Origin of the sequence: Roseovarius sp. THAF27 (assembly GCF_009363655.1) — a bacterium.
Taxonomy (GTDB): domain Bacteria; phylum Pseudomonadota; class Alphaproteobacteria; order Rhodobacterales; family Rhodobacteraceae; genus Roseovarius.
Map to the genome: position 1 here is coordinate 2,735,305 of NZ_CP045393.1, position 25,958 is coordinate 2,761,262.

The window sequence follows — 25,958 nt, forward strand, 5'->3', positions numbered from 1 at the left end:
CCCGCAATACACATGCGCGCCGCACTTCCTTTCCCCCGTCCCGGACCCGATCCGGGACCTCCCGCCGCCGCGCGCAACAGCTCTCGTGTCGCCTGCAAGATCCCCCTCATCTCGAGTCCTCCGGCTCTGGCGGCGACAGCCCCAGCTTGTCGCGCCGCTTGTGCTCCTGCAGGATCCGCTCGGCCATGAACTCGCCCGGCACGTCCTCCAGCTGCAACAGCCAACGCTCGTCGGCCACCATGAAATAGTCCTTGAACACCCGCCGCACCCCCAGCTTGCCGCGGCTCTCCAGCTCCGCCATGCCAAGAACCGAGCCGGTATTGCTGACCCCGTCTCCGGTCCCCGCCGCGCGCGCGTCGCCCTGGCCCACCTCGGCCTCCGCCGTCGGACCGCGCTTGCGCTCGGGCAGCAGGTCAAGCGCCTCGGGGTCGATCGCCAGCCCCGCGTAATAGGCCGCGACCACGTCGAAATTCGCCCGCGCCCGCGGGTCGCCCGCGGTAATGGCCAGATCATAGGCCTCCAACGCCCGCGCATATTCCCCCGCAAAGGCCAGCGCGTTGCCCCGGTTGTACTCCTCTCCCGCCGCCGCGAACGCCTCCGCCGCCATGCCAAACTCCCCCGCCCGGAACAGCGCCACACCCTGCCACTCCGGCGCCTGAAACACCTCCGCCGCCCAGCCCGGCAGCCCCACCGCCAAGAGCACGCGCCCCAGCGACGCCGCACCGCCAAGAGCCCCTCCCGCCAGCAGGAACACCGCCGTGATCAGCGCAAACCCCCTCATGCGCCCTGCCTGCGGAACATCAGCAGCATCGGCACGGCGGCCAACAGCAGCAGGTACCGCCCCATGTCGCTCCAGAAGATCAGCGGATAGTCCTGCCGCTCCAGCCGCGCCGCCATGTCCTGCCCCAGCATGTCCGCCAGCGCCTCGCCATCATCAACGCCAAAGACCTGCCCCCCACCCGCCTGCGCATGGGTCCCGAACGCCGGATCATCGCCCATCCCCACCACAGACAGCCGCGCGCCAATCTCCGACAGCCGCGCCGCCAGCCGCAAACTCTCCGGCCCCAGCCCCGCCCCATCGGTGAACAGCACCACGTCGCCCGCGATGATCTCGGCCTCCTCCAGCCGCGCCACCGCCAGCGCCAGTGCCCGTTCGGGCCGCGTGCCGGGGTCCGGCACCAGCTCCGGCCCGATCAGCGAAAAGGTCTGCCCCAGTTGCACGTGATCCAGCGTCATGCCGGTGGCCAGATACGCATCTCCGCCATAGACCACGATCCCCCCGGGCCGCGTCCCCAGGCTCGCCAGCCCGAACCGCCCCAGCGCCTGCATCCGCGGCCAGCGCGCGTCCTCCATGACGCTGGCCGACGCATCCACCACGAACAGCACCCCGTCGAGGTTGCGAAAGCTTGGCGTGTCCCGCCGCTCCACCGCCGGGCCCGCCAGCGCCAGCACCGCGATCCCCAGCACCGCCATCCCGGCCCAGAGGCCCGACCGCCCCGCCTGCGCCTCGACCCGGCCCAGCGCCGCCATCGCCCGGATCATCCCCGGATCCGCCGCGCGCTGCCAGTCGCCCAGGCCCTGCCGCCGCGACCACAACCACCACGCCAGCCCCGCCAGCACCGGCAACGCCAGCAGCCACAGGGGCCGCAGCAATGTCACGTCGAGGCTCATGCCGGGTCCCTCGCGATCACGAAGAGGCACAGCAACGCCGCCGCCGCGGCCGGCCATGGCCAGTATTCGCGGTAGACCTCGGCGGCCAGCCCATCGCTGTCATTCGCCTCCAGCCGGTCCAGCGCCTCGGCCACCTCTTGCAGATCCTCCGTCGTGCGCACCCGGAAACTCTCGCCGCCCGACACCTCCGCAATCGCCCGCAAGGTCCGCGCGTCGACCACGCCGCGCTCGCCCTCCTCGGCACTCTCCAGGTCCTTCGGCCCCAGCGCGATCGTATGCACCCGCACACCCATATCGGCGGCCAGTTCCGCCACGCCCAAGGGCTTCGTCGCGCCCGCATTGTTCACCCCGTCCGACAGCAGGATCACCACCTTGCTCGCCGCCTCGCTCTCGCTCATCCGCTTCAGCGCCAGTCCCAGCCCGTCCGAGATATTCGTCGCCCGCCCCGAGATCCCGATCACCGAGGTTTCGATCTCCTGCGCCACCGCCTCAATGTCGAAGGTGAAGGGCGTCGCGTAATAGGCTTCCGATCCGAACACGATCAACGCCAGCCGGTCGCCGCCCCGCCGCCGCGCGAATTCCGCGCCCACGGTCTGGACCGCCTCAAGCCGCGTCACCTGCCGGCCGTCCAGGTCGAAATCGTCCCGCACCATCGAGCCGGACAGGTCCAGCGCGATCGCCAGGTCCCGCCCCGACACCTTCAGCGCCGACACCGGCGCCAGGTCCCTCGGACCGCTCAGCGCCACCACCAGCAACGCCCACGCCAGCCACAACGCGCCGTCACGCAGCGGCACTCCCGCCACGCCCGCGCCACCACGTCGCGCACGTGCCACCAACTCCTCGCCCACCCGGCGCGGCAGCACCAGCGCGCGGCCGCCCACGCTTCGCGCCGCCACGTACCGCTGCACCAGCCACGGCAGCGGCAGCAACAGCAGCGCCAGCGGCTGGGCCAGCTCAAACATGCGCCCTGACCTCCGCCTCCACGTCGATCTCCGCGTCCCGCCGATACAGGTTGGGGCGCAGCGCATCATACCGCTCCGGCGCCACCTGCCTCAGCAAATGCAGCAAGCCCACCCGCCGCGCATCCTCGGGCAACTCCGCCAACGCGGCGATCCGCGCCTCCAGACCCAGCGTCATCGCAGCACGCCGCCGCGTGAACGCCAGCCGCAGCCCGCCGATCACCACCAGTGCGGTGCACCCCGCCAGCCCCGCCGACACCAGCACATCCGCAACCGCGTCCAACGCGCCCCCCGGCGGCAGCCTTATGTCCAGCAGGCTGTCGCGCATCGCCGCCTCCGACAGGGGCGCGCCGCTCATGCCGCGTTCTCGTCGTGATAGCGGATCAGCACCCGCGCCGTCTCTCGCGGGTCGGCGCCCGCATCCACCACCAGCGCCTCGCGCCCCGCGATCCTCACTGCCGTCGGCACCGCGTCATTGGCCCCGATCCGCAAATTCGCCCGTCGCCCGTCGGCCAGCCGTACCGGGTAGCGTCCCGCTGGCAACGCCTCGGTGTTGGACACCAGCAGCAGCCGTATGGCGCGGCGCTGCCCCAACCCATCCAACACCTTCACCAATTCCTCCCTCGGCGCGTCGAACCCCGAGGCGATGACGATCTCCGACCCCGACGGCGCCAGCCGTTCCAGCCGGTGCAGCGCGCGGTCCAGTGACAGCGCCCCGCCGGTCGCCCCCTTGTCGCGCACCGCGTCCTCCAGCGCCCGGGCGTGGGCCTCGACCAGCCCGCCGATCACGTCCAGCATCCCGCGGATACGACCCCTCGGCGGCACCACCGTCACGTCCCGGTCCGTCACCGCCAGCAGGCCGACGCGCCCGCCCTCTTCGACCAGCGGCCAGGCATCCAACACCAGCGCCTCGGCAGCCGCGACCGACAACAGCGCCCGCCGCAGCCCCCACAGCATCTCGCTGCGCATATCCGCCACCAGGTAGCGCACCCGGTCCCGCTCCGCCTGGAACTGCCGCACATGCAGCTTGCCGGTCCGCGCCGTGCTGGCCCGGTCCAGATGCCGGATGTCGTCGCCGGGCAGGTAATCCCGGATATCCGCCACCTCGATCCCCTGCCCCTTGACCCGCGTCGCATGACCGCCCGGCAGCGTGGCGCATTGCTCCGCCCCGCCCGGCCCGGTCAACGCATGGGCGCGCAGCGCAATCAGGTCCCCGGCGGCAAGCCGGACCCCCGGCTGCTCCAGCGCGGCACTCACAGCGGCTCCACCGCTTTGACGATCTCCGCCACCACGTCCCGCGCGCGCCGCCCCTCGGCCATGGCCCGCCAGCTCAGCACCATCCGGTGCGCCAGCGCATCGGGGGCAAGCGCCGCCACGTCTTCGGGCAGCGCATGATCACGCCCCTTCAGGAGCGCCCGCGCCCGCGCCGAGGCCGCCAGCGCCAGCGTGCCGCGCGGCGACACCGCGTGCTGAATGTCCCTGGCGAGATCACCAGCCCGCGTCGCCATCACCAGCCGCACGATATAGTCGCGCAGCTCGGCGGCCAGATGCACATCCGCCACCGCCTTCCGCGCCTTCTTCAGGCTCTGCTGGCTGATCGTCGCGTCCGAAAGCACCGCCTCGCCATGGGTCTCGGCCTCGACGAGGTTCAGGATCGCCCGCTCGGTCTCGATATCCGGCAAGTCCAGCACCACGTGCAGCAGGAACCGATCCAGCTGCGCCTCGGGCAGTGGGAACGTCCCCTCATGCTCGATCGGGTTCTGCGTCGCCACCACAAGAAACGGATCGGGCAGGCCGTGCGTCTCGCTCCCCGCCGTGACCTGCCCCTCGCCCATCGCCTCCAGCAGCGCCGACTGCACCTTGGGCGGCGCCCGGTTGATCTCGTCGACCAGCACCAGGTTGTGAAACACCGGCCCTTTGACGAACTCGAAACTGCCATCGCCCGGCTTGTAGACCGGCGTGCCGGTCAGGTCGGCGGGCATCAGGTCGGGTGTGCACTGGATGCGCGCGAACGAGCCTTCCACCGCCCGCGCCAGGCATTTCACCGCCCGCGTCTTGGCCAGCCCCGGCGCCCCTTCCACCAGCAGGTGCCCCCCGGTCAACAGCGCGATCGTCATCCGCTCGATCAGGCGCTCATGCCCGATCAGCCCGTTCCCCAACTGCTGCAACAAAGACGCGATATCGCGCTGGCCGGCTTCTTTCAGCACATCCTGCCCTCCCGAAACACGGACGTTTACCAGCGCCGCGCGGTCTCTCCCGCCGCGCGACACATGCCGTTAACGCTAGGCCAAGCGGCCTGTCGCCGCCTACCTAACCGAAAGTCGTAACCGCCGCCGCCCACGGTCCTACCGCACCGTCCGGTCCGCCGCGCAATCGGGGTCCATCAGCGGCGCGAACCGCGCGTCGGCAAAGCTCTCCGCGCTCAGCGCGTCCAGCCGCTCGTAATTGGCGTCTATGAACTCGATGAACTCCGGCGCATTGGTCTGCGCCCCCGGCGACTGCGCCACCGCGTGCAGCATGAAGACGTCGAACCGGCACAGCCCCACCGGGTTCGACCCCAGGATTGCCCGCATGAACCCGCGCGAACTCCACGGCATCCGGCCCATGTTCACCGGGAATTCCTGCAATTTCGACACGAACCGCGCGTCGCGGTCGAATTTTAGCACGTCCATCCCGAAGGTGAAGGACTGGTACAGCTCTTCCACCAGGATCGAGCGGTAGAATTTCCGCTCCAGGGTGCCCGGCGTCGACGGCCCCGGCTGCTTGACCATGATATGCGTGACCTGACCCAAGTGCCCGAAGAACGTCTGCGCCATCGCCGGCGACATCGCGGCATAGTCGCGCCCTCGCGGCAGGCCCAGCCCGAAGGCGCTGTTCATCCACGCCACGTCGGCCGACAGCGCCCGGTTCGGCGGCCGCCCCGAATACAGCCGCAGCAGAACCACACGTCCCGCACCGCAGCCCTGCGCGGTCGCGCCGGCGAACCGCATCGGCAGCGGCTTGCCGTAGACCTCGCCGATCAACCCCCGGAAGGCGGTCAGCACCGCGCGCGTCTCGGCATGGGGCTTCTCGCCCACCACGCACAGGGCGGCGCCTGCCATGTCGCGCCCGTTGATCCTGACCGGGATCGCCATGTCCCGCCCGATCATCGTGGTGCGCAGCTCGTAACTCCAGCCGCGCCGCGCCATCTCAAGGTAATCCTCGCGCTGCTCCGCCTGCGCGGCAAGCCCGGCAAAGATCAGCATTAAAGCAAGTCGAATGACGCGCATGGCACCTCCCCTGATCGCGCAACATAGGCCAGTCGCGGGATCGTTTCCACAAATCCCGCCAACCGCGAGACAGGGCACGGATTTTGACAACCCGCCGCGCAAGGCATATCCTTTTTCCCCTGAAAAGGAGACAGCGATGCCAGAGCATTCCAAAACCGGCACGATGATCCCGGCGAACACGTTCGCGCTGACAGTCGCGCCCGACGGGACTCGCGAAATCCTCATGCCCGACGCCAACCCCGAGGATGAGATGCCCGCGGCGGTCGCCGCCCTGACGGCGGTGTTCATCCGCATGGAAACCGACCCGCATTTCATTCGCGACCAGATCGCCTGGCTCGACGCGCGCCCCAGCGCCTGACCGCCCCGCCCCCGAAGGAGCTTTGATGACCCAACTCAGGACCACCGCCGCCCAGATGGTCGCCGACGCCCGCGCCCGCATCGACGAAGTCGAGACACCCGACCTCATCGCGGCGCTGGACGACCCGAACGTCGTCATCGTCGATATCCGCGACATACGCGAACGCCGGCGCAGCGGGTTCATCCCCGGCAGCGTCCACGCGCCGCGCGGGATGCTCGAATTCTGGGTCGATCCCGATAGCCCCTATCACCGCGATGTCTTCGCCCAGCCGGGCAAGCGCTACGTGCTGCACTGCGCCTCCGGCTGGCGCTCGGCACTGGCCACCGCCACGCTTCAGGACATGGGGTTTCAGGCGTCGCACCTGCGCGAAGGCTTCTCCACCTGGGCCGACCAGGGCGGCCCGGTCGAATACCCCGAAGACAATAAAACCTGACCTACCAAGGCTTTAGAACGATCTTCGGCGCGGCCACCTTGCCCGCCCGCAGATCGGCGAACGCCGCCGCGCCCTCGTCCAACCCCCGCGTCTCGAACCACTCCAGCCTTCCAAGCCGCCCGTCGAACAGCGCCTGCGCCGTGTCACGGAAATCCTGCGCCGTATAGGTATAGGTCCCGATGAACGTGATCTCCTGCAAGGTCATGCGCCGGATATCGAGGCCGCCCACATCCTCGCCCAAACCCACATGCGCGATCACCCCGCCCGGCCGCGCCCGCGCCGACGCCACCTTGCGCGTCGCGGCATAGCCGACGGCATCCACCACGATATCGAACAGGCCGTCAGCCTCGGCCACGACATGGTCCCTGCACACACCGGCCAGGAAATCCCGCCGCGCCGCGTTCGGCTCCACCACCGTCACGCCCGGCACCCCCATCGCCGTCAGGGCCAGCGCCGCGGCCAGCCCGATGGCCCCGCCGCCCAGAACCAGGGCCCGGTCGGGGCCCGGAACAACCTGCAGCGCCAGCCTGACCGCGTGCCAACTCACCGCCAGGGGCTCCGCCAGCGCGGCGCGGTCCAGCGGCACGCCCTCCGGCACGGTGACAAGGTTGCGCTCCGGCATCGCCACGAACTGCGCGAACGCGCCGTCCTTCGGCGGCATCGAGATGATCTGCCGCGCCTCGCACAGGTTCTCGCGCCCCGCCATGCAGGCGGCGCACTCCCCGCAGGTCACCAGCGGATTGATCGTGACCCGCCGCCCTTTGTCGGGCCCATCCACGATCACCCCCGCCGCCTCGTGTCCCAGGATCAGCGGCGCGGGCCGCCGGTCGTCATGGCCCAGATAGGCGTGCATGTCCGAGCCGCAGATCCCCACCGCCTCGACCCGGATCAGGCGCTCGCCCGGCCCCGCCACCGGCTCCGGCACATCCCTAAACCCCAGCCGCTCGGGCGCATCATAGATCAACGCCTTCATTTCGCGGTAAACCCTCCGTCGACCATCAGCACCTGCCCGGTAACGTATGCACTTGCATCAGAGCACAGGAACAGGATCGGCCCGTCGATATCCTCCAGCCGGCCGTTGCGCCCGATACAGGTGTGCGTCGCGTTGCGTGCCGCCCGCGCCTCGTCGCCAAAGACGGCCTGCGTCAGCTCGGTCGGGAAGAATCCCGGCCCGATGGCGTTCGCCGTGATCCCGTGGCCCGACCACGCCTCGGCCATCGCCCGCGTCAACTGCGCGATTCCACCCTTCGTCGCACCATAGGCGATGCCGCCGGGAAAAGCCCGCGTCGTCTGCAACGAGGCGAAATTCACGATCCGGCCCCAGCCTTTCTCCTTCATCGCCGGCACCAGCGCCCGGCTCAGGAAAAACGGCGCGCTCAGGTTCAGCGCCAGCGTCGCGTCCCAGCCTTGCGCCGTCACGTCATCCGCCGCCTGCCGCGTGTTCACCCCCGCCGCGTGCACCACGATATCCGGCGCCCCGAACGGCGCGGACACCTTCGCCACCAAATCGGGCAAGCCCTCGCGCTCCGCCACGTCGCCCACGACATAGGCCGCAGCATTTCCAACGCGTCCGGCCCACTCCGCCAAGGGCGTCTCTCGCCGCGCCACGCCCACGACCTTCGCGCCAGCGGCGGCCAGCACCTCCGCAGCCCGTTGCCCCAGCCCCGAGCTGGCCCCGGTGACGCACGCCACCCGCCCGCTCAGATCGAACAGGCGGGCCGGGTCAGCCATCCGCGCTCAGGTCGAAATTCTCGCCGGGGAAATACTTGGCCAGCCGCGCATCCGCCGCGCGCGCGTGGCCTTCCATGCCCTCCAGCCGGGAAATCCGCGCGGTGGCCTGCGCCACGGGCTTCGAGCCTTCGCGCGTCGCCCGCTGCCAGGTCACGATCTTCATGTATTTGTGCACGCTCAGCCCACCCGTGTAACGCGCCGCCCCCGAGGTCGGCAGAACGTGGTTCGTCCCCGCCGCCTTGTCGCCGTAACTCACGGTCGTCTCCTCGCCCAGGAACAAGGACCCGTAACAGGTCAGCCGCTCCAGCCACCAATCCAGGTCTTCGGCCTGCACCGTCAGGTGCTCGGGCGCATATTCGTCCGAACAGGCCGCCATCTCCTCGCGGTTGGCACAGACGATCACCTCGGCATAGTCGCGCCACGCCGCCGTGGCGTTCTCGCAATTCACCGCCGGCAGGTCATCGATCAGCTTCGGCACCGCGTCCATCACCGCCTCGGCCAGCGCCCGGTCATCCGTCACCAGCCACACCGGGCTGTTATACCCATGCTCCGCCTGGCTGACCAAGTCCGTCGCCACGATATGCGCGTCGGCACTGCCGTCCGCCAATATCAGGCTGTCCGTCGGCCCCGCGATCATGTCGATGCCCACGCGGCCAAAGAGTATCCGCTTGGCCTCGGCCACGAACTGGTTGCCCGGCCCCACCAGGATATTCGCCGGCGGCAGGCCGAACAGGCCGAAGGTCATCGCCGCCACGCCCTGCACTCCGCCCATCGCCATGATCTGGTCCGCCCCGCAGATATGCGCGGCATAGACGATCGCCGGGGCCACGCCTACACCGGGGCGCGGCGGGCTGCACGCGGTGATATGCTTGCACCCGGCGACCTTGGCCGTGGTGACCGTCATGATGGCGCTGGCGATATGGCTGTACCGCCCGCCCGGCACATAGCAGCCGGCGGCATCCACCGGGATCGCCTTTTGGCCCGCGGTCAGCCCCGGCACCACCTCAAGCTCCACATCTGCCACGGTGGCCTTCTGCCGCTCGGCGAACCGCCGCACATTGTCATGCGAAAACCGGATATCGGCCTTCAGCTTGTCCGGCACCAGCGCGCAGGCGGCCTCGATCTCGGCATCCGACAGCAAAATGCTGCCCTCGTACTGGTCGAACTTCCGCGCGTATTCCAGCGCGGCGGCGTCGCCACCCGCCTCGATGGCGTCCAGGATGCCCTGCACCGTCGCATGGACATCCGACGCCCCCGAGCGCGAGGTCAGCTTTGCCTTCTTCAGATACTCCCGCGCCATGCCGGCTGGCCCTCCTTCAGATCAACTCTTCCAACTGCCGCGCCGCCTCTCGCAGGCGTGGCAAATACTCCTCCAAATCCGGCAGGTTGCGCCGCTGGACGGGCGAATGCAGCGACAGCGTGGTCACCAGCCGGTTCTGGTCATCCCTTATCGGCACCGCCACGGCGGTCATGTCGTCCATGAATTCCTCGTTGTCGGTCGAGTAGTTCCGCTCGCGGATGCGCGCCAGTTCGGCCATCAGCGCGTCGGGGTCGGTCAGCGACCGCCCGGTCCGGCGCGGCATCTCCAGGTTCTGCAACAGCCGCGACAGCTTGTCGGTGCGCAGCGACGACAGGTACATCTTGCCGCTGGCGGTGCAGTTGAACGGCACCTGCGTGCCCACCGGCAACTGGATGCGCAGCGGCCAATGCGTCTCGACCCGGTCCAGGTACACCATGCCATAGCGCCCGGGTGCTGCCAGGTTGCAGGTCTCGCCCACATCCTCGGCCAGGGCCTTCATGATCATCAGCCGCTCGGTGCGGATGCGCTGCGAAGACAGCGTGTTGATCGACAGCGTCCGCAGCCGCTTGCCCGGCCCGAACGACCGCCCGTCCACGTCGCGCTGCAAAAACCCTTCCGTCTCGGCGGTGGCCAGCAGCCGATGCACCGTCGGCTTCGGCAGGCCCAGGGCGGCCACCAGCGTCGCCGGCGCCACCGGCACGCCTGCCTTCGCCACCTCTTCCAGCAGCACCAGCAGGCGCAGGTTGGTGGGGATCAGGTATTTTCCGTCCTTGGACTGGTCGTCGGGCATGTCACGTCTTTCCTACCTGTTCGGCAACAGTGCCAAGGCCAGGTCGGGCACCAGCGAGACCAGAACCCACACGCTGATCAAGGCAATAAGATACGGCACAGTATACTTCAGCAGCCTGAAGTATGGCACCCCCGTCACCCCCGAGGCCACATAAAGGTTAAGCCCATAGGGCGGCGTGATGAACCCGATAGAGGCGCCCACCAGGAAGATCACCGAGAAATGCACCGGATCGACCCCCACGCTGGCCGCAATCGGCGCGAGGATGGGCGCAAGGATGATCGTGACGGGCAGCGATTCCAGGATCATGCCGGAAAAGAACACGATCAGCATCGCGGTGAACAGAACCGGATAATACCCCCCCATCGAGGTCAGGAAATCGCCGATCACCGCCTGCGCGCCCAGCAGCGACAGGATCTGCTGCATCACCACCGAGATGGCGATCAGCGGCGCCAGGATGCCCGTGATCTGCGCCGAGCGCATCACGATGCCGGGGATCTCGGGGATGGTGAAGCCTTCGACCACCAGCATCGACAGGTACGATTTCTCGTTCCAGGGCTTCGTGCCGTCCACGTGGAACACGCGGCTCACCACCCAGCTCAGCAGCCCCGCGATGATGCAGAAGCCCACCGTCACGCCCGCCGCCTCGGTCGGGGAAAACTTGCCGGTATAGATGCCCCACAGCACCAGCCCGATGGCAAAGAACCCCAGCCAGGCCCCGAACGCGGTTTTCAGAACCCGGTTCAGTTGCAGCGGGATCAGGTAGCCCCAGCCATTCATCCGGCAGATGATCCAGCAGGCGAACTGCATCCCGATGACCATCAGCGCCCCGGGCAGGATGCCCGCCACGAACAGGTCCGAAATCGGCAGGTTCATCAAAAACCCGTAGACGATGAAGATGATCGAGGGCGGGATGATGATCCCCACCGTGCCGCCCGCTGCTGCCGTGGCCGCCGAAAACCGCTCGTCGTACCCGCCCTTCACCATCTCGGGATGCAGCATCGAACCGATCGTGGCCGTCGTGGCCGAGTTCGACCCCGAAATGGCGGCAAACAGCCCGCACGCCCCAAGGCTCGCCATGGCGAGTCCCCCTCGCAACCAGCCCAGACAGGCATAGGCAAAGTCAGACAGCCTTCGCGCAATCCCCGACTTGTTGATCAGGTCGCCGGTCAGGATGAACAGCGGCATCGCCAGCAGGGCGAACCCCTTGTTGAACACGTTCAGCAATTCCGCGCCCAGGTTGTCCAGCGTCAGGTTCAACACGAAACTGCACCCGATCACCCAATAGGCGATCACCAGGAACACCGGCACACCCAGCATGAACAGGAACGTCACGCCCAGCGAAATCAGCGTAATGATTGTACCATCCGTCATCACACGTCCCCCCCGATCACGGCCTGCTTGATCAACGGCCGGCCCGACCGCCAGTTGGAAATATCCTCGAACAGGTTCTGGAACGTCCGCGCCGCCATCAGCAGGAACGCGATCGGCGCGGTGATCAGGAACCACCATTGCAGCGTGTTGTCCGTGCCCAGCACGATCTGGAAATTCGACGCCGACAGCGCGGCGGCCCGCGCCGTGGTGACCATCACGATGACGGCAAAGACGAACCACAGCACCGCGTCCAGCATCAGGCAGGCGAACTGTCCGCTCCGCGGCATCCGGCTGCGGAACTCCGCAAAGCTCAGATGGGTGCGCAGGGCCACGTTATACGTCGCCCCGAACCACGCCATGATCATGAACAGCAAGGGCGGGATCGTCGTCGACCACGGCAGCTGGCTGGAAAAGACGAAGCGGTCGATCACGCCCCAGAAGATGATCAGCGCCACCGCCAGGTAGGCCACCACCATGATCGTGCGCTCAAGGTGCCGCTCGACGAAGGGCAGCGCGCGGTACATCGCCACCAGCGCCAGCCCGCCCACCAGCGTCACGACCGCGCCCAGGTACCACGCGGCATTCGATTGCAGCGATTCCCGGATCATCCAGGCGTCATTCGAGGCGACGGCCGAAAAAATCTCTCCCACGTCGGTCATGATCGACATGGCATCCTCCCATTGTCGTTGCGCCGGCGTGCTCCGCCGGTCTCGGACTGGTTGCTACCGGCCCCCGTTTGAAGGGGCCGGCACCATGATGTCTATGAAAGCGTCAGCCTTTCCACCAGCGGCGCGGCTCGACATTCTCGGCCAGAGTCACGTCATGCTCGCGCACGGTGTCATAGATTTCCTGGTAGGTATCCAGACCGCCCGACCACTGGTTCAGCCGCTCGCGCCACTGTTCCCACAGCTGCGGCTGGAACTCGGGGCTGCACATTTCCTCGGCCTTCTTGATCTCCTCGTCGGGCAGCGCCGCGACCCGCACGTTGTTCTGTGCAAAGATCGTGTCGGGCCCCTGGTGCGGATGGCTGAAGCCCACCGTGTTGACCAGCGCAGCCTCGTTCGCCGCCTGCACGTAGGATTGCGCGTAATACGCCGATTCCATCACAGCGTCCTGCAACGCGCCGTCCAGGCCGTCGAAGACCGACGCGCTCATCGCCGTGTGCTCTGTCCCGCAGAAGAACTTCAGGTCCACGCACTGGCTTACGACCGGCGACATGTTGGCATAGGCCACCGCCGAGGCCCAGGTCTCGGCCCCGTCGATCAGGCCCTGCTTCAGACCGTCCAGCGTTTCCTCCCACGCGATCGGCACCGGGTTCAGGTTCAGCGCTTCCATCGCGATCCGCCCCAGCTGCGTTCCAGTGACGCGGTTCTTGGTGCCGAAGATCTCCTCCAGCTTGGTCACCGTCGGCTTGTCCTCCCACGACAGGCCCAGCTGGATGCCGCGCAGCTCCGCGTGGCTGAACAGGAACTTCAGACCGTGGCGTTTCTCCAACGGGTCGCGCAGGATTTCCACGCTTTTCGGGTGATAGAGGAAGTAATACTGGTCCGCCCGGCTGCGGAACATGTAGGCATAGTCCAGCACGTTCAGGTAAGGCGCGCCCCCGGCCGAGTTCTGGGTCGAGGCCGCGTACATGTCGGTGATGCCCTGCTGCGTTTTCTCCACGCAGGACAGCTGGTTGCAGATCTGGTTGTTGCCGATGAACTCGATCCGGATCTCCCCGTCCGTCCGGCTCTCCAGGTCGCGGGCAAAGTCCAGCACGCCCGCCCGTTCGATCAGCAGGTTCTGCGGGTTGAACCCCGCCGCCCCCAGTTTCAGCGTGTGCTTCGCCTCCTTCGAGAATCGCTTCTCATAGGTCGATTCCGCCGCACGCGCCAGGTTCGCCGCCGTCATTGCACCACCAAAGGCCCCCGCCGCCATGAGCGTCGAACTCATGCCGTAAGTGCCTGCTATCTTGAAAAAATCCCGGCGCGAAACGCCCTTCACTCGGTCATAAATTGCCATTTAATCCTCCCATTTTGACAACTTTTGAGACGTAACGTTTCAAAAAAGACTAGAATAGCTTTCCCGTTCTGCATAGAGTTTTTTTGAGAAGCGGGAGGAAAACTGGTGGATACCGATTACGTGATCGTCGGCGCGGGGTCTGCGGGCTGCGTCGTGGCCAACCGGCTCAGCAAGGACCCCAAGGTGCGCGTCACACTGCTCGAGGCAGGCCCGCCCGACCGCAATCCGTGGATTCACATCCCGGTCGGCTACTTCAAGACGATGCACAATCCCACCGTCGACTGGTGCTACAAGACCGAGCCCGACCCCGGTCTCAACGGCCGCGCCATCGACTGGCCGCGCGGCAAGGTGCTGGGCGGGTCGTCCTCGCTCAACGGGCTTCTCTACGTGCGCGGCCAGCCGCAGGATTACGACCGCTGGCGCCAGATGGGCAACACCGGCTGGGGCTGGGACGACGTTCTGCCCCTCTTCAAACGGGCCGAGAACAACGAGCGCGGGGCCGACGCGCATCACGGCGACGCCGGCCCCTTGTCCGTGTCCAACATGCGCATCCAGCGTCCCATCTGCGACGCCTGGGTCGCCGCCGCCCAGACCGCCGGATATCCCTTCAACCCCGACTACAACGGCGAGGATCAAGAGGGCGTGGGCTATTTCCAGCTCACCACCCGCAACGGCCGCCGGTGCAGCGCCGCCGTGGCCTACCTGCGCCCCATCCGCGACCGCAAGAACCTCAGGATCGTCACAAACGCCCAGGTTACCCGCGTGCTGATCGACGGCAAGCGCGTCACCGGCGTCGAATACCGCGACAAGGGCGGCCAGCTTCAGATCATCGGCGCCAACCGCGAGGTGATCCTGTGCGGGGGGGCCATCAACAGCCCGCAGGTCCTCATGCTGTCAGGCCTGGGCGACCCCGAGCACCTCCGGCAGAACGGCATCACCCCACACCACGCTTTGCCCGGCGTGGGCCGCAACCTCCAGGACCACCTACAGGCGCGGCTGGTGTTCAAATGCAACGAACCCACCCTGAACGACGAGGTGCGCAGCCTCGCCTCGCAAGCCCGCATCGCGCTCAAATACGCGCTCTTTCGCTCGGGGCCGATGACCATGGCCGCCAGCCTCGCCACCGGCTTCCTGAAAACCCGCCCCGACGTGGACACCCCCGACATCCAGTTCCACGTCCAGCCCTGGTCCGCCGACAGCCCCGGCGCGGGCGTGCACCCGTTCTCGGCCTTCACCATGTCGGTCTGCCAGCTGCGCCCCGAAAGCCGGGGCGAAATCCGCCTCGATGGCCCCGACCCCACAACCTATCCCAGGATCCACCCGCATTACCTCTCGACCGATCTCGACTGCCGGACCCTCACCGAAGGCGTCAAGATCGCCCGCCGCATCGCCCGCCACGCGCCCTTGTCCACCAAGATCGCCGAGGAATTCCGCCCCACCGCCGATCTGCCGATGGACGACGACGCCGCCACGCTCGACTGGGCGCGCAACCACTCGGTCTCGATCTATCACCCCACCGGCACCTGCAAGATGGGCGACGACCCGAACGCCGTGGTCGACGCCCGCCTGCGCGTGCATGGGCTCACGGGCCTGCGCGTGGCCGATTGCTCGATCATGCCGGAAATCGTCTCGGGCAACACCAACGCCCCCGCGATCATGATCGGCGAGAAATGCGCCGACCTCGTGCTGGAGGACGCCTGACCCGTAGGGTGTCCCGGACCCGATCCGGGACCTCTTCGCCAAACCGCGCCTGCCCCGTCCCGCGCCTCCCCCGTCCCGGGCCTGACCCGGGACCTCAACCCCACGGGTGCCCAAAATCCCACGCCTGCCGAAAACCCTCGGCAAGCCGCGCCGGTTTGAAAGACGCTCCGTCCGGCCTATGCTATCACCCTGACATGGCAGAGAAGAAATCCCGACTGGACTACTGGCGCGAGACCCGTTTCCTCGGGATCGTCTCGGATATCGGCAGTTTCCTCTACTACACGATGCGCCGCTTCGTCAGCGACGGCCTGGGCCAGGCCGCCGGCGCGCTGACCTACTCCACCCTGCTGGCTCTCGTGCCGCTTCTCGTCATCGCCTTCGCGGTGCTCTCGGGCTTCCCCGCCTTCGACCCGGTCAAGATCCGGATGCAGGAAATGTTCTTCGGCATCCTCGTCCCCGAGGTCGGCTCGGAGGTGCGCACCTACATCTCGGATTTCACCAGCAATGCCAGCGACCTGACCGTCGCCGGCATCATCGCGCTCCCGGTCACGGCGGTGCTTTTGCTGTCGACCATCGAGGCCACGCTGAACCAGGTCTGGCGCGTCTCCCGGCCCCGGCCGCTGGTGGTCCGCCTGCTGACCTTCTGGGCGGTGCTGACGATGGGGCCGCTGCTGATCGGGGCCAGCTTCACCCTGACCACCGACATGATGCGCCCGCTCCAGGACTGGGCACGGGACGCGGGCTACATCCCCGCCGTCCAGCTGCGGGCCGACTGGCCGCGCAAGGTGCTGGCGCTGGTCAACACCACGATCGTCTTCACCCTGCTCTACTGCGTCGTGCCCGCGGTGCAGGTGCGCATCCGCAATGCCGTCATCGGCGGCGCCTTCGCCGCGGTGGCCTTCCAGGTGCTGCAATGGGGGTTCAACACCTTCGTCACCTCCTCCTCGACCTATTCCACCGTCTACGGCGCGGTCGCCATCTTTCCGATCTTCCTGCTCTGGGTCTACTCGTCCTGGACGGTGATCATCCTCGGCGCCCTGCTGGCCGCCTCCTTCCCCGACTGGTGGCGCCGGCGCGACGCGCTCTCGGGCGAGGAACTCAGCCCCGCCGAAACGCTCGAAGTGGCGGTGGCCCTTCTGGCGGCATTGGCGCGCAAGGCGCCCGAGGGCAAGTCCCTGCCCCCCGACGACCTGGCCGAGGCCGTGCCGGTCCTGGCCCGCGATTCCGTGCTCCAGGCCCTGCTCGACGCCAACTACATCGTCGAAACCGAGGACGCCAAGCTGTGCCTCGCACGCGATCTGCACCGCGTCAGCGTGGCCGAGCTGGCCCACGACATCGGCCTCAGCCTCGGCGGCGTGCGGGACCTCTCCGGCCGCCCCTCCCTGTCCCAGGTGATCGAGTCGACCGGCACCCTGCCCGACCTGCTGGCCCGCCTGCGCAAGGCCGAGGACGACATCCTCGACCAGCCCATCGCCTCGGTCATCGCCGGTCGCGACCCCGGCACCGACAACACCTCCGGCGCAATCAAGCTCTACTGACGTCCGCGTAGGGTGGGGTTCCACCACACCCCAGTCCACCCGTCCCGGACCCGATCCGAGACCTCGCCGCTCATGTCCCGGCGCTACGCCTTGGGCCGCTTCACCTTCATCCGTTCCATGTCCTCGGTGATCGGAATGAACTCGTCCGTATCTCCTGGCGGCAGCCTGAACGGCCCGCCCTCCCAATCGGCGGCCTTCCACGCCTTTTTCGCCGCCTCGATCTTCTCGATGTCCGACGACACGAAATTCCACCAGATATACCTTGGCCCGTTGAACGTCTCACCGCCCAGCGCCATCACCCGCGCGCCTTCCGGCCCCGCCTTGACGCTCATCCGGTCGCCCGGCCGGAACACCATCATCCGGCCCGCCTCGAACACCTCGCCCGCGATCTCCACGCTGCCTTGCGTCACGTAAAGCCCCCGGTCCTCGTGCTCGTCCGGCAACGGAAACGTCGCCCCCGGCGCCAGAACCGCATCGGCGTAGAAGATCTCGGATTGCATCGTCACCGGGCTTCTCTCGCCCCATCCCGTGCCCAGGATCAGCCGCACCTCCGCCCCGCCATCATTCAAAAACGGCAGCGCCGCCTCCTTGTGATGCTCGAAATCCGGCGCCATGTCCTCGCGGTCCTCGGGCAGCGCGACCCACGTCTGGATTCCAAACAGGTTATGCCGCGTGCCCCGCGTCTCTTCGCTCGTGCGCTCGGAATGGGTGACACCCTGTCCCGCCAGCATCCAGTTCACCTCGCCGGGATATATCATCTGGTGCGTGCCCAGGCTGTCGCGATGCTCGAACTCGCCCTGATAGAGATACGTGACCGTCCCCAGCCCGATATGCGGGTGCGGCCGCACGTCGATCCCGCCTTCGGTGATGAACTCCGCCGGCCCCATCTGGTCGAAAAAGATGAACGGGCCGACCATCTGCCGCTCCGGGCTCGGCAACGCGCGCCGCACCTCGAAACCGCCCAGATCCCGCGCCCGCGGGATGATCAGCGTCTCTATGCCGTCCAATCCCGCGGCATCGGGGCAATCGGGGTTCTGCGTCGGGTTCCAGCTCATCTCGCTCTCCTGTCTCAGGTCAAGTGGCGCGCCAGCGCCTTCACTTCCTCGGGCCGTATCTCGTGCCCGCCGTCATGGATCACCGTCTCGACTTCGGCGCCCTGCGCCGCCAGCCACTCGATCAGCCGCGCACTCAGCGGCCAGGGACAGATCGGATCGTGCCGCCCCGCCGTGACAAGCACATGTCGCCCGTCCAGCCCCGCGACAGCCTCCGGCGCCCACGGGATCAGCGGATGCAGCAGACCCACCCGGTCGAACAGATCCGGCCGCGCCATCACGACCGAGGCCAGTATATTCGCCCCGTTGGAATAGCCGAAGCCGTAAGTGTCCACGCCCGGATGCGCCTCTTTGTGCGCTTCCACGAACCGCACCATCGCCTGCGTGCGCCGCGCCAGGTCGTCCATGTCATAAACGCCCTCACCCGTGCGCCGGAAAAACCGCGCCGCGCCGTGCTCCGACACGTCGCCCCGGGGCGAAACGATACCCGCCCCGGGGTTCACCTGCCGCACGAGGTCGAAGAACTGCGTCTCGTCCCCGCCCGTCCCGTGAAAGGCAAAGACCAGCGGCGCGCCCACATCGGGCGCCCGCGTTTTCGCATGGTAAAGATCCAGCGCCATCGCCTTACTCCACCAGCTTCGGCAGATGCGCCTCGATCTTGGCGCGGTGCGGCTCGTAGCGGTCCGGCAGTTTCAGCGCCGATCCCAGGTTCGCCGTATCCTCGTCCCGGTCGAACCCCGGCTCGTTGGTCGCGACCTCGAACAGCACACCGCCCGGCGTGCGGAAATAGATCGACCAGAAATAGTCACGGTCGATCACCGGCGTCACGTCGTACCCTGTGTCCACCAGCCGCTTGCGCACAGCGAGCTGCGTCGCGCGGTCCTCGACCGAAAACGCGATATGGTGCACCGATCCCGCGCCTTGATGCGCCGCCTTTGCGCTCGGCGCCTCCAGCAGGTCGATCGTGTCGGCCGCATTGCCGCCCTCGACGACATAGCGAGTAAGATCACCCTGGGTGTCCATCTTCTGATACCCCATGAAGCGCAAGAGTTCGCCCGTCGCATCCGCGTCGCGCAGCGCAAAGCGCGCGCCATGAAAGCCCAGGATCGCGGCACTTTCCGGCACGCCCGCGCCTGTCCAGGGCGTCCGCCCGCGCACATCCGTCTCGACCAGCGCAAAGCCGTCGCCATCCGGCCCATCAAAGCTCAGACGCTTCTCGCCAAAGGCCTCGCCCTCGGCCAGCCCGGTCACGCCCGCCGCCGCCAGTCGCTCTTTCCAATAGCCCAGCGCGCCATGCGGCACGGCAAACTCGGTCACGCCCACTTCGCCAACGCCGCGCGTACCGCGCGGCATCTGGCCGAATGGGAAGGTCGTCATCACCGCCCCCGGCGTGCCCACCTCGTCGCCGAAATACAGGTGATACACCTCCGGCGCGTCGAAATTCACCGTGATCTTCACCCGGCGCAATCCCAGCACCCTGGTAAAGAACGCGTTGTTGTCATTCGCATCGCCCGCCATCGACGTCACGTGATGCAGGCCCTTGATCTCGGTAATCATCCTGTCGCCCTTTCGGTTGAGGAACTGTTACCCTGCAATCTGGGGCAAAGGGCGCCACAACAGAATAGCAACAAACTTGCATAGACTATTGCGTTTGATGCAATAATAGCGCCATGCAGGATATCAAGCCCATCCGCGTCTTCCTCGAAGTGGCCCAGCGGCGCAGCTTCGCCGCCGCCGCCCGCGCGCTCGACATGACCCCCTCCAGCGTCACGCGCATCGTCGCCCGGCTGGAAGACAGTCTTGGCCAGCAGCTTCTGTTGCGCACCACACGCAAGGTCTCGCTCACCGATGCCGGCGCGGTGGTCGCCGCGCGGTATCGCCCGCTTCTGGCCGAGTTGGACGCCACCACCGACGCGCTGATGCACGCCGCCCATCCCGACGCGGGCCGCCTGCGCCTCAACGCGCCCATGTCGCTGGGCCTGCGCCTGATGCCGGGCCTGATCGCCGCCTTCCGCGACGCCTATCCCCGGATCGACCTCAACGTCACCCTGACCGACCGTTTCGTCGACATCATCGAAGACCCCTACGACCTGTCGATCCGCATCTCCGGGCCTCCGTCCGACAAATCCACCATCTGGCGCAAGATCTGCGAGGTGCCGCGCCACGCCGTCGCCGCCCCGTCCCTATTCGCCGACACACCCGCGCCCACCGATCCCGCAGACCTCCCCCGCGGCCTGTGCCTGTCCTACAGCGCATCCGGCACGCCCGAGACCTGGGAGTTCACCCGCGACGGAGCCCATCGCAGCGTCCAGGCGGGCAGCCACCTCATCACCAACAACGGCGACCTGCTCTGCCAGATGGCCCGCCACGGCCAGGGCATCACCGTGCTGCCGGATTTCCTCGTGGCCGACGGGCTGGCGGCGGGCGAGGTCACGATCCTTTTGCCCGAGTGGCAGGTCAGCCCGCTCTGGCTCACGCTTTTCTACCCGCCCTACGAGGCGTTTCCGCCGCTGGTGGCCACCTTCACCACCTTCTTCGAGGACTACATCCGCCGCACCGCGCCCGTCTTCTTCCACTTCAATTGACAAGGCTCTGCACAAAAATCCAGCAGTTCCGGCCCCTTAGCCAAACCCACTCAGCCACCGGCAACTGACTATCTTGCCAGCCTCGCGCCTGCCTGCTTCTATGAAACGCCGGAGGTGAACATGTCATCAGACCCTTTCTTCGACGAAATGTGGGGCACGTCGCAAACCCTGCGCGACCCCTACGCCACGTTCCACCAGTGGTTCGACGCCGAGGACCCCGCCCGACTGCGCGCCAAGCAGCGCGAAGCCGAGGACCTCTTTCGCCTCACCGGCATCACATTCAACGTCTACGGCCGCGCCGAGGCCGAGGAACGGCTGATCCCCTTCGACATCATCCCGCGCATCCTGTCGGGCAACGAATGGTACAAGCTGTCGCGCGGCATCGAACAGCGCGTGCGCGCGATCAACGCCTTCCTGCATGACATCTATCACAAGCAGGAAATCGTGAAGGCAGGCCGCCTGCCCGCCGAGATGATCGCCCGCAACGAGGCCTTCCTGCCCCACATGATCGGGGTCGAACCGCCCGGCAGCGTCTACACCCATATCGTCGGCATCGACGTGGTCCGCACCGGCCCCGGCGAGTTCTTCGTGCTCGAAGACAACGCCCGCACCCCCTCGGGCGTCAGCTACATGCTGGAGAACCGCGAAACCATGCTCCAGATGTTCCCCGAGCTGTTTTCCCGCAACCGCGTCCAGCCGGTCCAGAACTACCCCACCAACCTGCGCCGCTCGCTCGCCGCCTGCGCACCCGCAGTCACCAAGGACGCGCCCGTCGTGGCCGTGCTTACACCCGGCATCTACAATTCCGCCTATTTCGAACACGCCTTCCTGGCCGACCAGATGGGCGTCGAACTGGTCGAAGGCAACGATCTGCGCGTGGTCGACGGCCGCGTGGCGATGCGCACCACGCGCGGCTACACCCCCATCGACGTGCTCTATCGCCGCGTCGACGACGACTTTCTCGATCCGCTCAATTTCAACCCCGACAGCCAGCTTGGCGTCGCGGGCATCATGGATGTCTACCGCGCGGGCGGTATCACCATCGCCAACGCGCCGGGCACCGGCATCGCCGACGACAAGGCGATCTATTCCTACATGCCCGATATCGTCGAGTTCTACACCGGCGAGCAGCCGCTTTTGCCCAACGTGCCCACCTGGCGCTGCTCGGATGCCGACGACCTGGCCTATGTCCGCGAACACCTGGCCGAACTGGTGGTCAAAGAGGTGCACGGCTCCGGCGGCTACGGAATGCTCGTGGGCCCCGCCGCGTCGAAAAAGGAAATCGCAGACTTCGCCAAGAAACTCGACTTCAAGCCCTCGAACTACATCGCCCAGCCCACGCTCAGCCTGTCCACGGTGCCGACCTTCACCGCCAAGGGCCTCAGCCCCCGGCATGTCGACCTGCGCCCCTTCGTGCTGGTGAACCCGGACGGCATCCAGATCACCCCCGGCGGTCTGACGCGCGTGGCGCTCAAGAAAGGCTCGCTGGTGGTGAACTCGTCGCAGGGCGGCGGCACCAAGGACACCTGGGTGCTGGAGGACTGACCATGCTGGGCAAAACCGCAAACGGCCTCTTCTGGCTCTTTCGCTACCTCGAACGGGCCGAAAACACCGCCCGCCTGATCGAGACCGGCCAGCGCATCGCGCTGACCCGGATGGGAGACAGCGCCTCGGAATGGCGCTCGGTCCTGCAATCCGCCGGCGTCTGGCCGGCTTTCGATGCGGCAAAGGGCGAGGTCACCAAGGAAGCCGCGATCAACTGGCTCCTGCGCGACCGGGGCAACACCTCGTCGGTCTATTCCTGCATCTGCGCCGCGCGGCAGAACGCGCGCCTGGTGCGCACCGCGCTGACCGGCGACATGTGGGAGGCGATCAACAGCGCCTACATGAACGCCCAGGAAAACCTCTCCCGCCAAGTGGCCGAACGCGACCTGCCCGGCTGCCTGCGCACCCTGCGCCAGAACACCTCGCTGGTGCGCGGCATGACCCACGGCACCATGCTGCGCGGCGAACGGTATGATTTCGCCCGGCTGGGCACTTTCCTGGAACGCGCCGACAACACCGCGCGCATCCTCGACGTGAAATACTACGTCCTGCTGCCCACGGCCCGCGCCGTGGGCTCGGCGCTCGACAACGTGCAATGGGAAACCATCCTGCGCTCGGTGGCCGCGCGCGGCGGCTTCCGCATGGAATACGGCGCCGATTCCGGCCCCCGCGAGATCACCCATTTCCTCATCCTCGACCAGCGCCTGCCGCGCAGCCTCGCCTTCTGCGCCGCCCAGCTTCAGGAAAACCTGCGCAGCCTCAACGCCGGCAACGCGCATCCGTCCGAGCCGATGAAGAAACTCGACTATCTCAACCGCAAGTATCTCGCGCACGAGGTCGAGGCGATCTTCGACTACGGCCTGCACGAATACATCACCGAGATCATCGGCCTGCTGGCCGAAATCGCCAACGAGATCGAGCGGGAGTACCGCTTCTATGAATGACCCCATGCACCTGCATATCAAACACGTGACCCGCTACCGCTTCTCCGGTCCGGTGGTCTATGGCCTGCAACAGCTGCGCAAGACACCCAAGACCACCCGCGCCCAGCAGGTCGTCAGCTGGACCACCGGCGTCGAGAACGGCCGCAAGGAGGTCGACTTCCACGACCACCACAACAACGCCGTCGAACTCATCAGCTTCGACCGCGACACCACCGAGCTGACCGTCAGCAGCGAGGGCGAGGTGGTGATCGAAGACGTGAGCGGTGTCCTCGGCCGCCATATCGGCCCCGCCCCGCTCTGGCTCTACGCGCAGCAGACCCGGCGGACCGAGGCGAAATCCGGCGCCCGCGCCCTCATCCGCAAGGTCGACGAGCACGACCCCCTCGACCGCCTGCACGCGCTCAGCCAGACGATCCGCGACAGCGTGGCGTTCCAGGTCGGCGCGTCCGAACCGGACTGGTCCGCCGAGGACGCAATCACTCACGGCAAGGGCGTCTGCCAGGACCACACCCATATCTTCCTGGCCTGCGCCCGCGCCATGGGCTTTCCCGCCCGCTACGTCTCGGGCTACCTGATGCTCGACGACCGCACCGCGCAGGACGCGATGCACGCCTGGGCCGAGGCGCATGTCGACGCGCTGGGGTGGGTCGGCTTCGACATATCCAACGGAATTTCGCCCGACACACGTTACGTCCGCGTTGCAACGGGCCTCGATTATGCCGATGCTGCGCCCATCACCGGCACCAGAATCGGCGGCCCCGAGGAACAGCTCGAGGTCGCGATCGACGTCACCCAACAATAGCGAAGGACGGGCATGACATATTGCGTGGGAATGGTTCTCGACCGGGGCCTCGTTTTTATGTCGGACACCCGCACCAATGCCGGGCTCGACAATATCTCGACCTTCAAGAAGCTGACCAGCTGGGAAAATCCCGGCGACCGCGTCATCACGCTCCTCTCCGCCGGCAACCTCGCCACCACGCAGTCGGTGATCAGCCTGCTGGACGAGCGCTCCAAGTCCCCCGGTGACCGCACACCGTCCCTGCTGGGCGTCCCCTCGCTGTTCCAGGCCGCTCGCATGGTGGCCGACACCCTGCGCGAGGTGATCGAACGCACCGGTGAGTCAGGCCAGCGCGCGGAAGGCACGTTCAACGCCACCATCATGCTGGGCGGCCAGATCGCCGGCAGCCCGCCGCGCCTGTTCCTGATCTACCCCGAGGGCAACTTCATCGAAGCCGGCGACGACACCCCCTTCTTCCAGATGGGCGAAACCAAGTATGGCCGCCCCATCCTGGTGCGCGCCTTCGATCCCGACCTCAGCTTCGAGGCCGCGATGAAGCTTCTGCTGGTCAGCTTCGACTCCACGCTCAAGGCCAACCTGACCGTCGGCGCGCCGTTCGATTTCCACATCTACGAAACCGACAGCTTGACCATCGGCCAGACCGGCCGGATAGAGGCCGACAGCCCCTGGTTTGAGGCCGTCTCCAAGGGCTGGGGCGAGGCGCTGAAGAACGCCCTCGACAGCCTGCCCGACGTCAAGCTGTCGGACCTCGGCTAGCCGCGTCGCGTAGGGTGGGTGAAAACCCACCGCCCCGGCCAATCCGGTTGAAACCCCCCGCATTAAATGCACATTCAGGGTCAACGACAGGAAAAGGACGACCCATATGCTGCCCGAGACGATGAAAACCGTGGAAATGCGCGAACCCGGCAAACCCGACGTGCTGGAGGTGGGCGAACGCCCCGTTCCCGCCCCCGCGCCGTCCGAAGTGCTCATCAAGGTCACCGCCACGGGCGTCAACGGCCCCGACCTTGTCCAGCGCCGGGGGCATTACCCGCCGCCCAAGGGCGCCTCCGACCTCCTGGGGCTCGAAGTCTCGGGCGAAGTGGCCGCCGTCGGCGAGAGCGTCTCGGGCTGGGCCGTGGGCGACGCGATCTGCGGCCTCACCAATGGCGGCGGCTATGCCGAATACGTGGCCGTCGACGCCACCCACTGCCTGCCCATCCCCAAGGGCATGGACACCACCGATGCGGCGGGGATCTGCGAGACCTATTTCACCGTCTGGTCCAACCTCTTTCTCGACAGGCCCCCGGCCCCCAACGACCTCCTGCTCGTCCATGGCGGCGCGGGCGGGATCGGCTCCACCGCGATCCAGCTTGGCCGCGCCCTGGATTGCCGCGTCTTCACCACCTGCACCGGCAAGGATGACATCGACTATGTAACCGAACTCGGCGCCGAACGCGCCATCGACTTCAAGACCGAGGATTTCGTGCCGATCGTCCGCGAAGCGGGCGGCGCCAATCTCATCCTCGACATCATCGGCGGCGATTACGTGGCCCGCAACATCAAGGCCGCCCATGCCGACGCCCGCATCGTGCAACTGGCCTTCAACGGCGGCTCGAAGATGGAAATCGACCTGATGCCGGTGATGCTCAAGCGGCTCACCTATACCGGCTCGACCCTGCGCTCGCGCCCCGACACGTTCAAGACCCGCGTGGCGCAGGACCTCCTGGAAAAAGTCTGGCCGCTCCTGGCCGAGGGCACGGTCGGCACCTACACCCACAAGGTCTTCCCGTTCGAGGACGCGGCGGCCGCGCACGCCTTGATGGAATCCGCCACCCACCGCGGCAAGATCCTCCTGCGCCCCTGAGTCCCGTCGCACCTGAGTCGCGTCGGACCGGCCAGGACTTTTGCAGAAAAAGTCCTGGC

The 25,958-nt window shown here is 67.1% G+C and carries 27 protein-coding genes; 10 read left to right on the plus strand and 17 right to left on the minus strand.

The features are described 5' to 3' along the window. Positions 1-106: 106 nt before the first annotated feature. From FIU89_RS13795 to FIU89_RS13825, 7 genes are all read right to left on the minus strand, one after another. Positions 107-781, minus strand: a complete 675-nt coding sequence (locus tag FIU89_RS13795) for a hypothetical protein (protein WP_152493132.1) — start codon at positions 779-781, stop codon at positions 107-109. Then, a complete protein-coding gene (locus FIU89_RS13800) occupies positions 778-1,671 on the minus strand; it encodes a VWA domain-containing protein (RefSeq protein ID WP_152493133.1) in 894 nt (297 codons plus the stop codon). The genes FIU89_RS13795 and FIU89_RS13800 overlap by 4 nt, the downstream gene beginning before the upstream one ends. After that, on the minus strand, positions 1,668-2,633 hold the full coding sequence (locus FIU89_RS13805) for a VWA domain-containing protein (RefSeq protein ID WP_152493134.1): 966 nt from the start codon (positions 2,631-2,633) through the stop codon (positions 1,668-1,670). Before FIU89_RS13805 ends, FIU89_RS13800 begins: the two co-directional genes overlap by 4 nt. Then, a complete protein-coding gene (locus FIU89_RS13810) occupies positions 2,626-2,988 on the minus strand; it encodes a hypothetical protein (protein ID WP_152493135.1) in 363 nt (120 codons plus the stop codon). The genes FIU89_RS13805 and FIU89_RS13810 overlap by 8 nt, the downstream gene beginning before the upstream one ends. Then, positions 2,985-3,887, minus strand: a complete 903-nt coding sequence (locus tag FIU89_RS13815; protein ID WP_152493136.1) for a DUF58 domain-containing protein — start codon at positions 3,885-3,887, stop codon at positions 2,985-2,987. Before FIU89_RS13815 ends, FIU89_RS13810 begins: the two co-directional genes overlap by 4 nt. Next, complete coding sequence (locus tag FIU89_RS13820; protein WP_254701682.1) at positions 3,884-4,837, minus strand: MoxR family ATPase; 954 nt, start codon at positions 4,835-4,837, stop codon at positions 3,884-3,886. Before FIU89_RS13820 ends, FIU89_RS13815 begins: the two co-directional genes overlap by 4 nt. A gap of 138 nt (positions 4,838-4,975) precedes the next feature. Further along, entirely contained in the window at positions 4,976-5,899 is a 924-nt protein-coding gene (locus tag FIU89_RS13825; protein WP_152493137.1) for a hypothetical protein, read from the minus strand. A 136-nt stretch (positions 5,900-6,035) separates the two neighbouring features. Here FIU89_RS13825 and FIU89_RS13830 point away from each other — a divergent pair, with 136 nt between their 5' ends. Both FIU89_RS13830 and FIU89_RS13835 read left to right on the plus strand, forming a co-directional pair. Beyond that, on the plus strand, positions 6,036-6,257 hold the full coding sequence (locus FIU89_RS13830; protein WP_152493138.1) for a hypothetical protein: 222 nt from the start codon (positions 6,036-6,038) through the stop codon (positions 6,255-6,257). 25 nt (positions 6,258-6,282) lie between these two features. Further along, positions 6,283-6,690, plus strand: a complete 408-nt coding sequence (locus tag FIU89_RS13835; RefSeq protein WP_152493139.1) for a rhodanese-like domain-containing protein — start codon at positions 6,283-6,285, stop codon at positions 6,688-6,690. Position 6,691: 1 nt separating this feature from the next. Here the strand turns inward: FIU89_RS13835 and FIU89_RS13840 are convergent, their stop codons facing one another. The 7 genes from FIU89_RS13840 to FIU89_RS13870 all read right to left on the minus strand — a co-directional run bounded on the left by FIU89_RS13840 (position 6,692) and on the right by FIU89_RS13870 (position 13,886). After that, entirely contained in the window at positions 6,692-7,663 is a 972-nt protein-coding gene (locus FIU89_RS13840; RefSeq protein WP_152493140.1) for a zinc-binding dehydrogenase, read from the minus strand. Then, positions 7,660-8,421 (minus strand): SDR family NAD(P)-dependent oxidoreductase, encoded by a 762-nt coding sequence (locus FIU89_RS13845; protein WP_152493141.1) that lies wholly within the window; start codon positions 8,419-8,421, stop codon positions 7,660-7,662. Before FIU89_RS13845 ends, FIU89_RS13840 begins: the two co-directional genes overlap by 4 nt. Beyond that, entirely contained in the window at positions 8,414-9,721 is a 1,308-nt protein-coding gene (gene hisD, locus FIU89_RS13850; protein ID WP_152493142.1) for a histidinol dehydrogenase, read from the minus strand. Before hisD ends, FIU89_RS13845 begins: the two co-directional genes overlap by 8 nt. A 16-nt stretch (positions 9,722-9,737) precedes the next feature. Then, positions 9,738-10,511 carry an IclR family transcriptional regulator gene (locus FIU89_RS13855; protein ID WP_152493143.1) on the minus strand — a complete coding sequence of 258 codons (774 nt, stop codon included), beginning with the start codon at positions 10,509-10,511 and terminating at the stop codon, positions 9,738-9,740. Between the two features lie 12 nt (positions 10,512-10,523). Next, positions 10,524-11,882 carry a TRAP transporter large permease gene (locus FIU89_RS13860; RefSeq protein ID WP_152493144.1) on the minus strand — a complete coding sequence of 453 codons (1,359 nt, stop codon included), beginning with the start codon at positions 11,880-11,882 and terminating at the stop codon, positions 10,524-10,526. Further along, positions 11,882-12,550 (minus strand): TRAP transporter small permease, encoded by a 669-nt coding sequence (locus tag FIU89_RS13865; RefSeq protein WP_152493145.1) that lies wholly within the window; start codon positions 12,548-12,550, stop codon positions 11,882-11,884. The genes FIU89_RS13860 and FIU89_RS13865 overlap by 1 nt, the downstream gene beginning before the upstream one ends. Before the next feature lie 103 nt (positions 12,551-12,653). Beyond that, positions 12,654-13,886, minus strand: a complete 1,233-nt coding sequence (locus FIU89_RS13870) for a TRAP transporter substrate-binding protein (RefSeq protein ID WP_152493146.1) — start codon at positions 13,884-13,886, stop codon at positions 12,654-12,656. Between the two features lie 105 nt (positions 13,887-13,991). On the opposite strand from FIU89_RS13870, the gene FIU89_RS13875 reads away from it, so the two are divergent. Together FIU89_RS13875 and FIU89_RS13880 are read left to right on the plus strand one after the other, a co-directional pair. Further along, entirely contained in the window at positions 13,992-15,587 is a 1,596-nt protein-coding gene (locus FIU89_RS13875) for a GMC family oxidoreductase (protein WP_152493147.1), read from the plus strand. 194 nt (positions 15,588-15,781) lie between these two features. Then, positions 15,782-17,125 (plus strand): YihY family inner membrane protein, encoded by a 1,344-nt coding sequence (locus tag FIU89_RS13880; RefSeq protein ID WP_172978113.1) that lies wholly within the window; start codon positions 15,782-15,784, stop codon positions 17,123-17,125. An 83-nt stretch (positions 17,126-17,208) separates the two neighbouring features. Here the strand turns inward: FIU89_RS13880 and FIU89_RS13885 are convergent, their stop codons facing one another. From FIU89_RS13885 to FIU89_RS13895, 3 genes are read right to left on the minus strand one after another with little or no spacing between them, the layout of a single operon-like run. Next, on the minus strand, positions 17,209-18,180 hold the full coding sequence (locus tag FIU89_RS13885; protein WP_152493149.1) for a pirin family protein: 972 nt from the start codon (positions 18,178-18,180) through the stop codon (positions 17,209-17,211). 14 nt (positions 18,181-18,194) lie between these two features. Next, on the minus strand, positions 18,195-18,797 hold the full coding sequence (locus tag FIU89_RS13890; protein WP_152493150.1) for an alpha/beta hydrolase: 603 nt from the start codon (positions 18,795-18,797) through the stop codon (positions 18,195-18,197). A gap of 4 nt (positions 18,798-18,801) precedes the next feature. Continuing rightward, on the minus strand, positions 18,802-19,734 hold the full coding sequence (locus FIU89_RS13895) for a ring-cleaving dioxygenase (RefSeq protein WP_152493151.1): 933 nt from the start codon (positions 19,732-19,734) through the stop codon (positions 18,802-18,804). A gap of 113 nt (positions 19,735-19,847) precedes the next feature. Here FIU89_RS13895 and FIU89_RS13900 point away from each other — a divergent pair, with 113 nt between their 5' ends. From FIU89_RS13900 to FIU89_RS13925, 6 genes are all read left to right on the plus strand, one after another. After that, the gene (locus FIU89_RS13900) at positions 19,848-20,762 is read left to right on the plus strand and encodes a LysR substrate-binding domain-containing protein (protein WP_152493152.1); all 915 of its coding nucleotides are present in this window, start codon (positions 19,848-19,850) and stop codon (positions 20,760-20,762) included. A 120-nt stretch (positions 20,763-20,882) separates the two neighbouring features. Beyond that, a complete protein-coding gene (locus tag FIU89_RS13905; protein ID WP_152493153.1) occupies positions 20,883-22,307 on the plus strand; it encodes a circularly permuted type 2 ATP-grasp protein in 1,425 nt (474 codons plus the stop codon). 2 nt (positions 22,308-22,309) lie between these two features. Beyond that, a complete protein-coding gene (locus FIU89_RS13910; RefSeq protein WP_152493154.1) occupies positions 22,310-23,251 on the plus strand; it encodes an alpha-E domain-containing protein in 942 nt (313 codons plus the stop codon). Between the two features lie 4 nt (positions 23,252-23,255). After that, positions 23,256-24,053, plus strand: coding sequence for a transglutaminase family protein (locus tag FIU89_RS13915; RefSeq protein ID WP_152494529.1), 798 nt, complete (start codon positions 23,256-23,258; stop codon positions 24,051-24,053). Between the two features lie 12 nt (positions 24,054-24,065). After that, entirely contained in the window at positions 24,066-24,809 is a 744-nt protein-coding gene (locus FIU89_RS13920) for a proteasome-type protease (protein WP_172978114.1), read from the plus strand. Between the two features lie 106 nt (positions 24,810-24,915). Continuing rightward, positions 24,916-25,899, plus strand: coding sequence for an NAD(P)H-quinone oxidoreductase (locus FIU89_RS13925; protein ID WP_152493155.1), 984 nt, complete (start codon positions 24,916-24,918; stop codon positions 25,897-25,899). Positions 25,900-25,958: the final 59 nt, after the last annotated feature.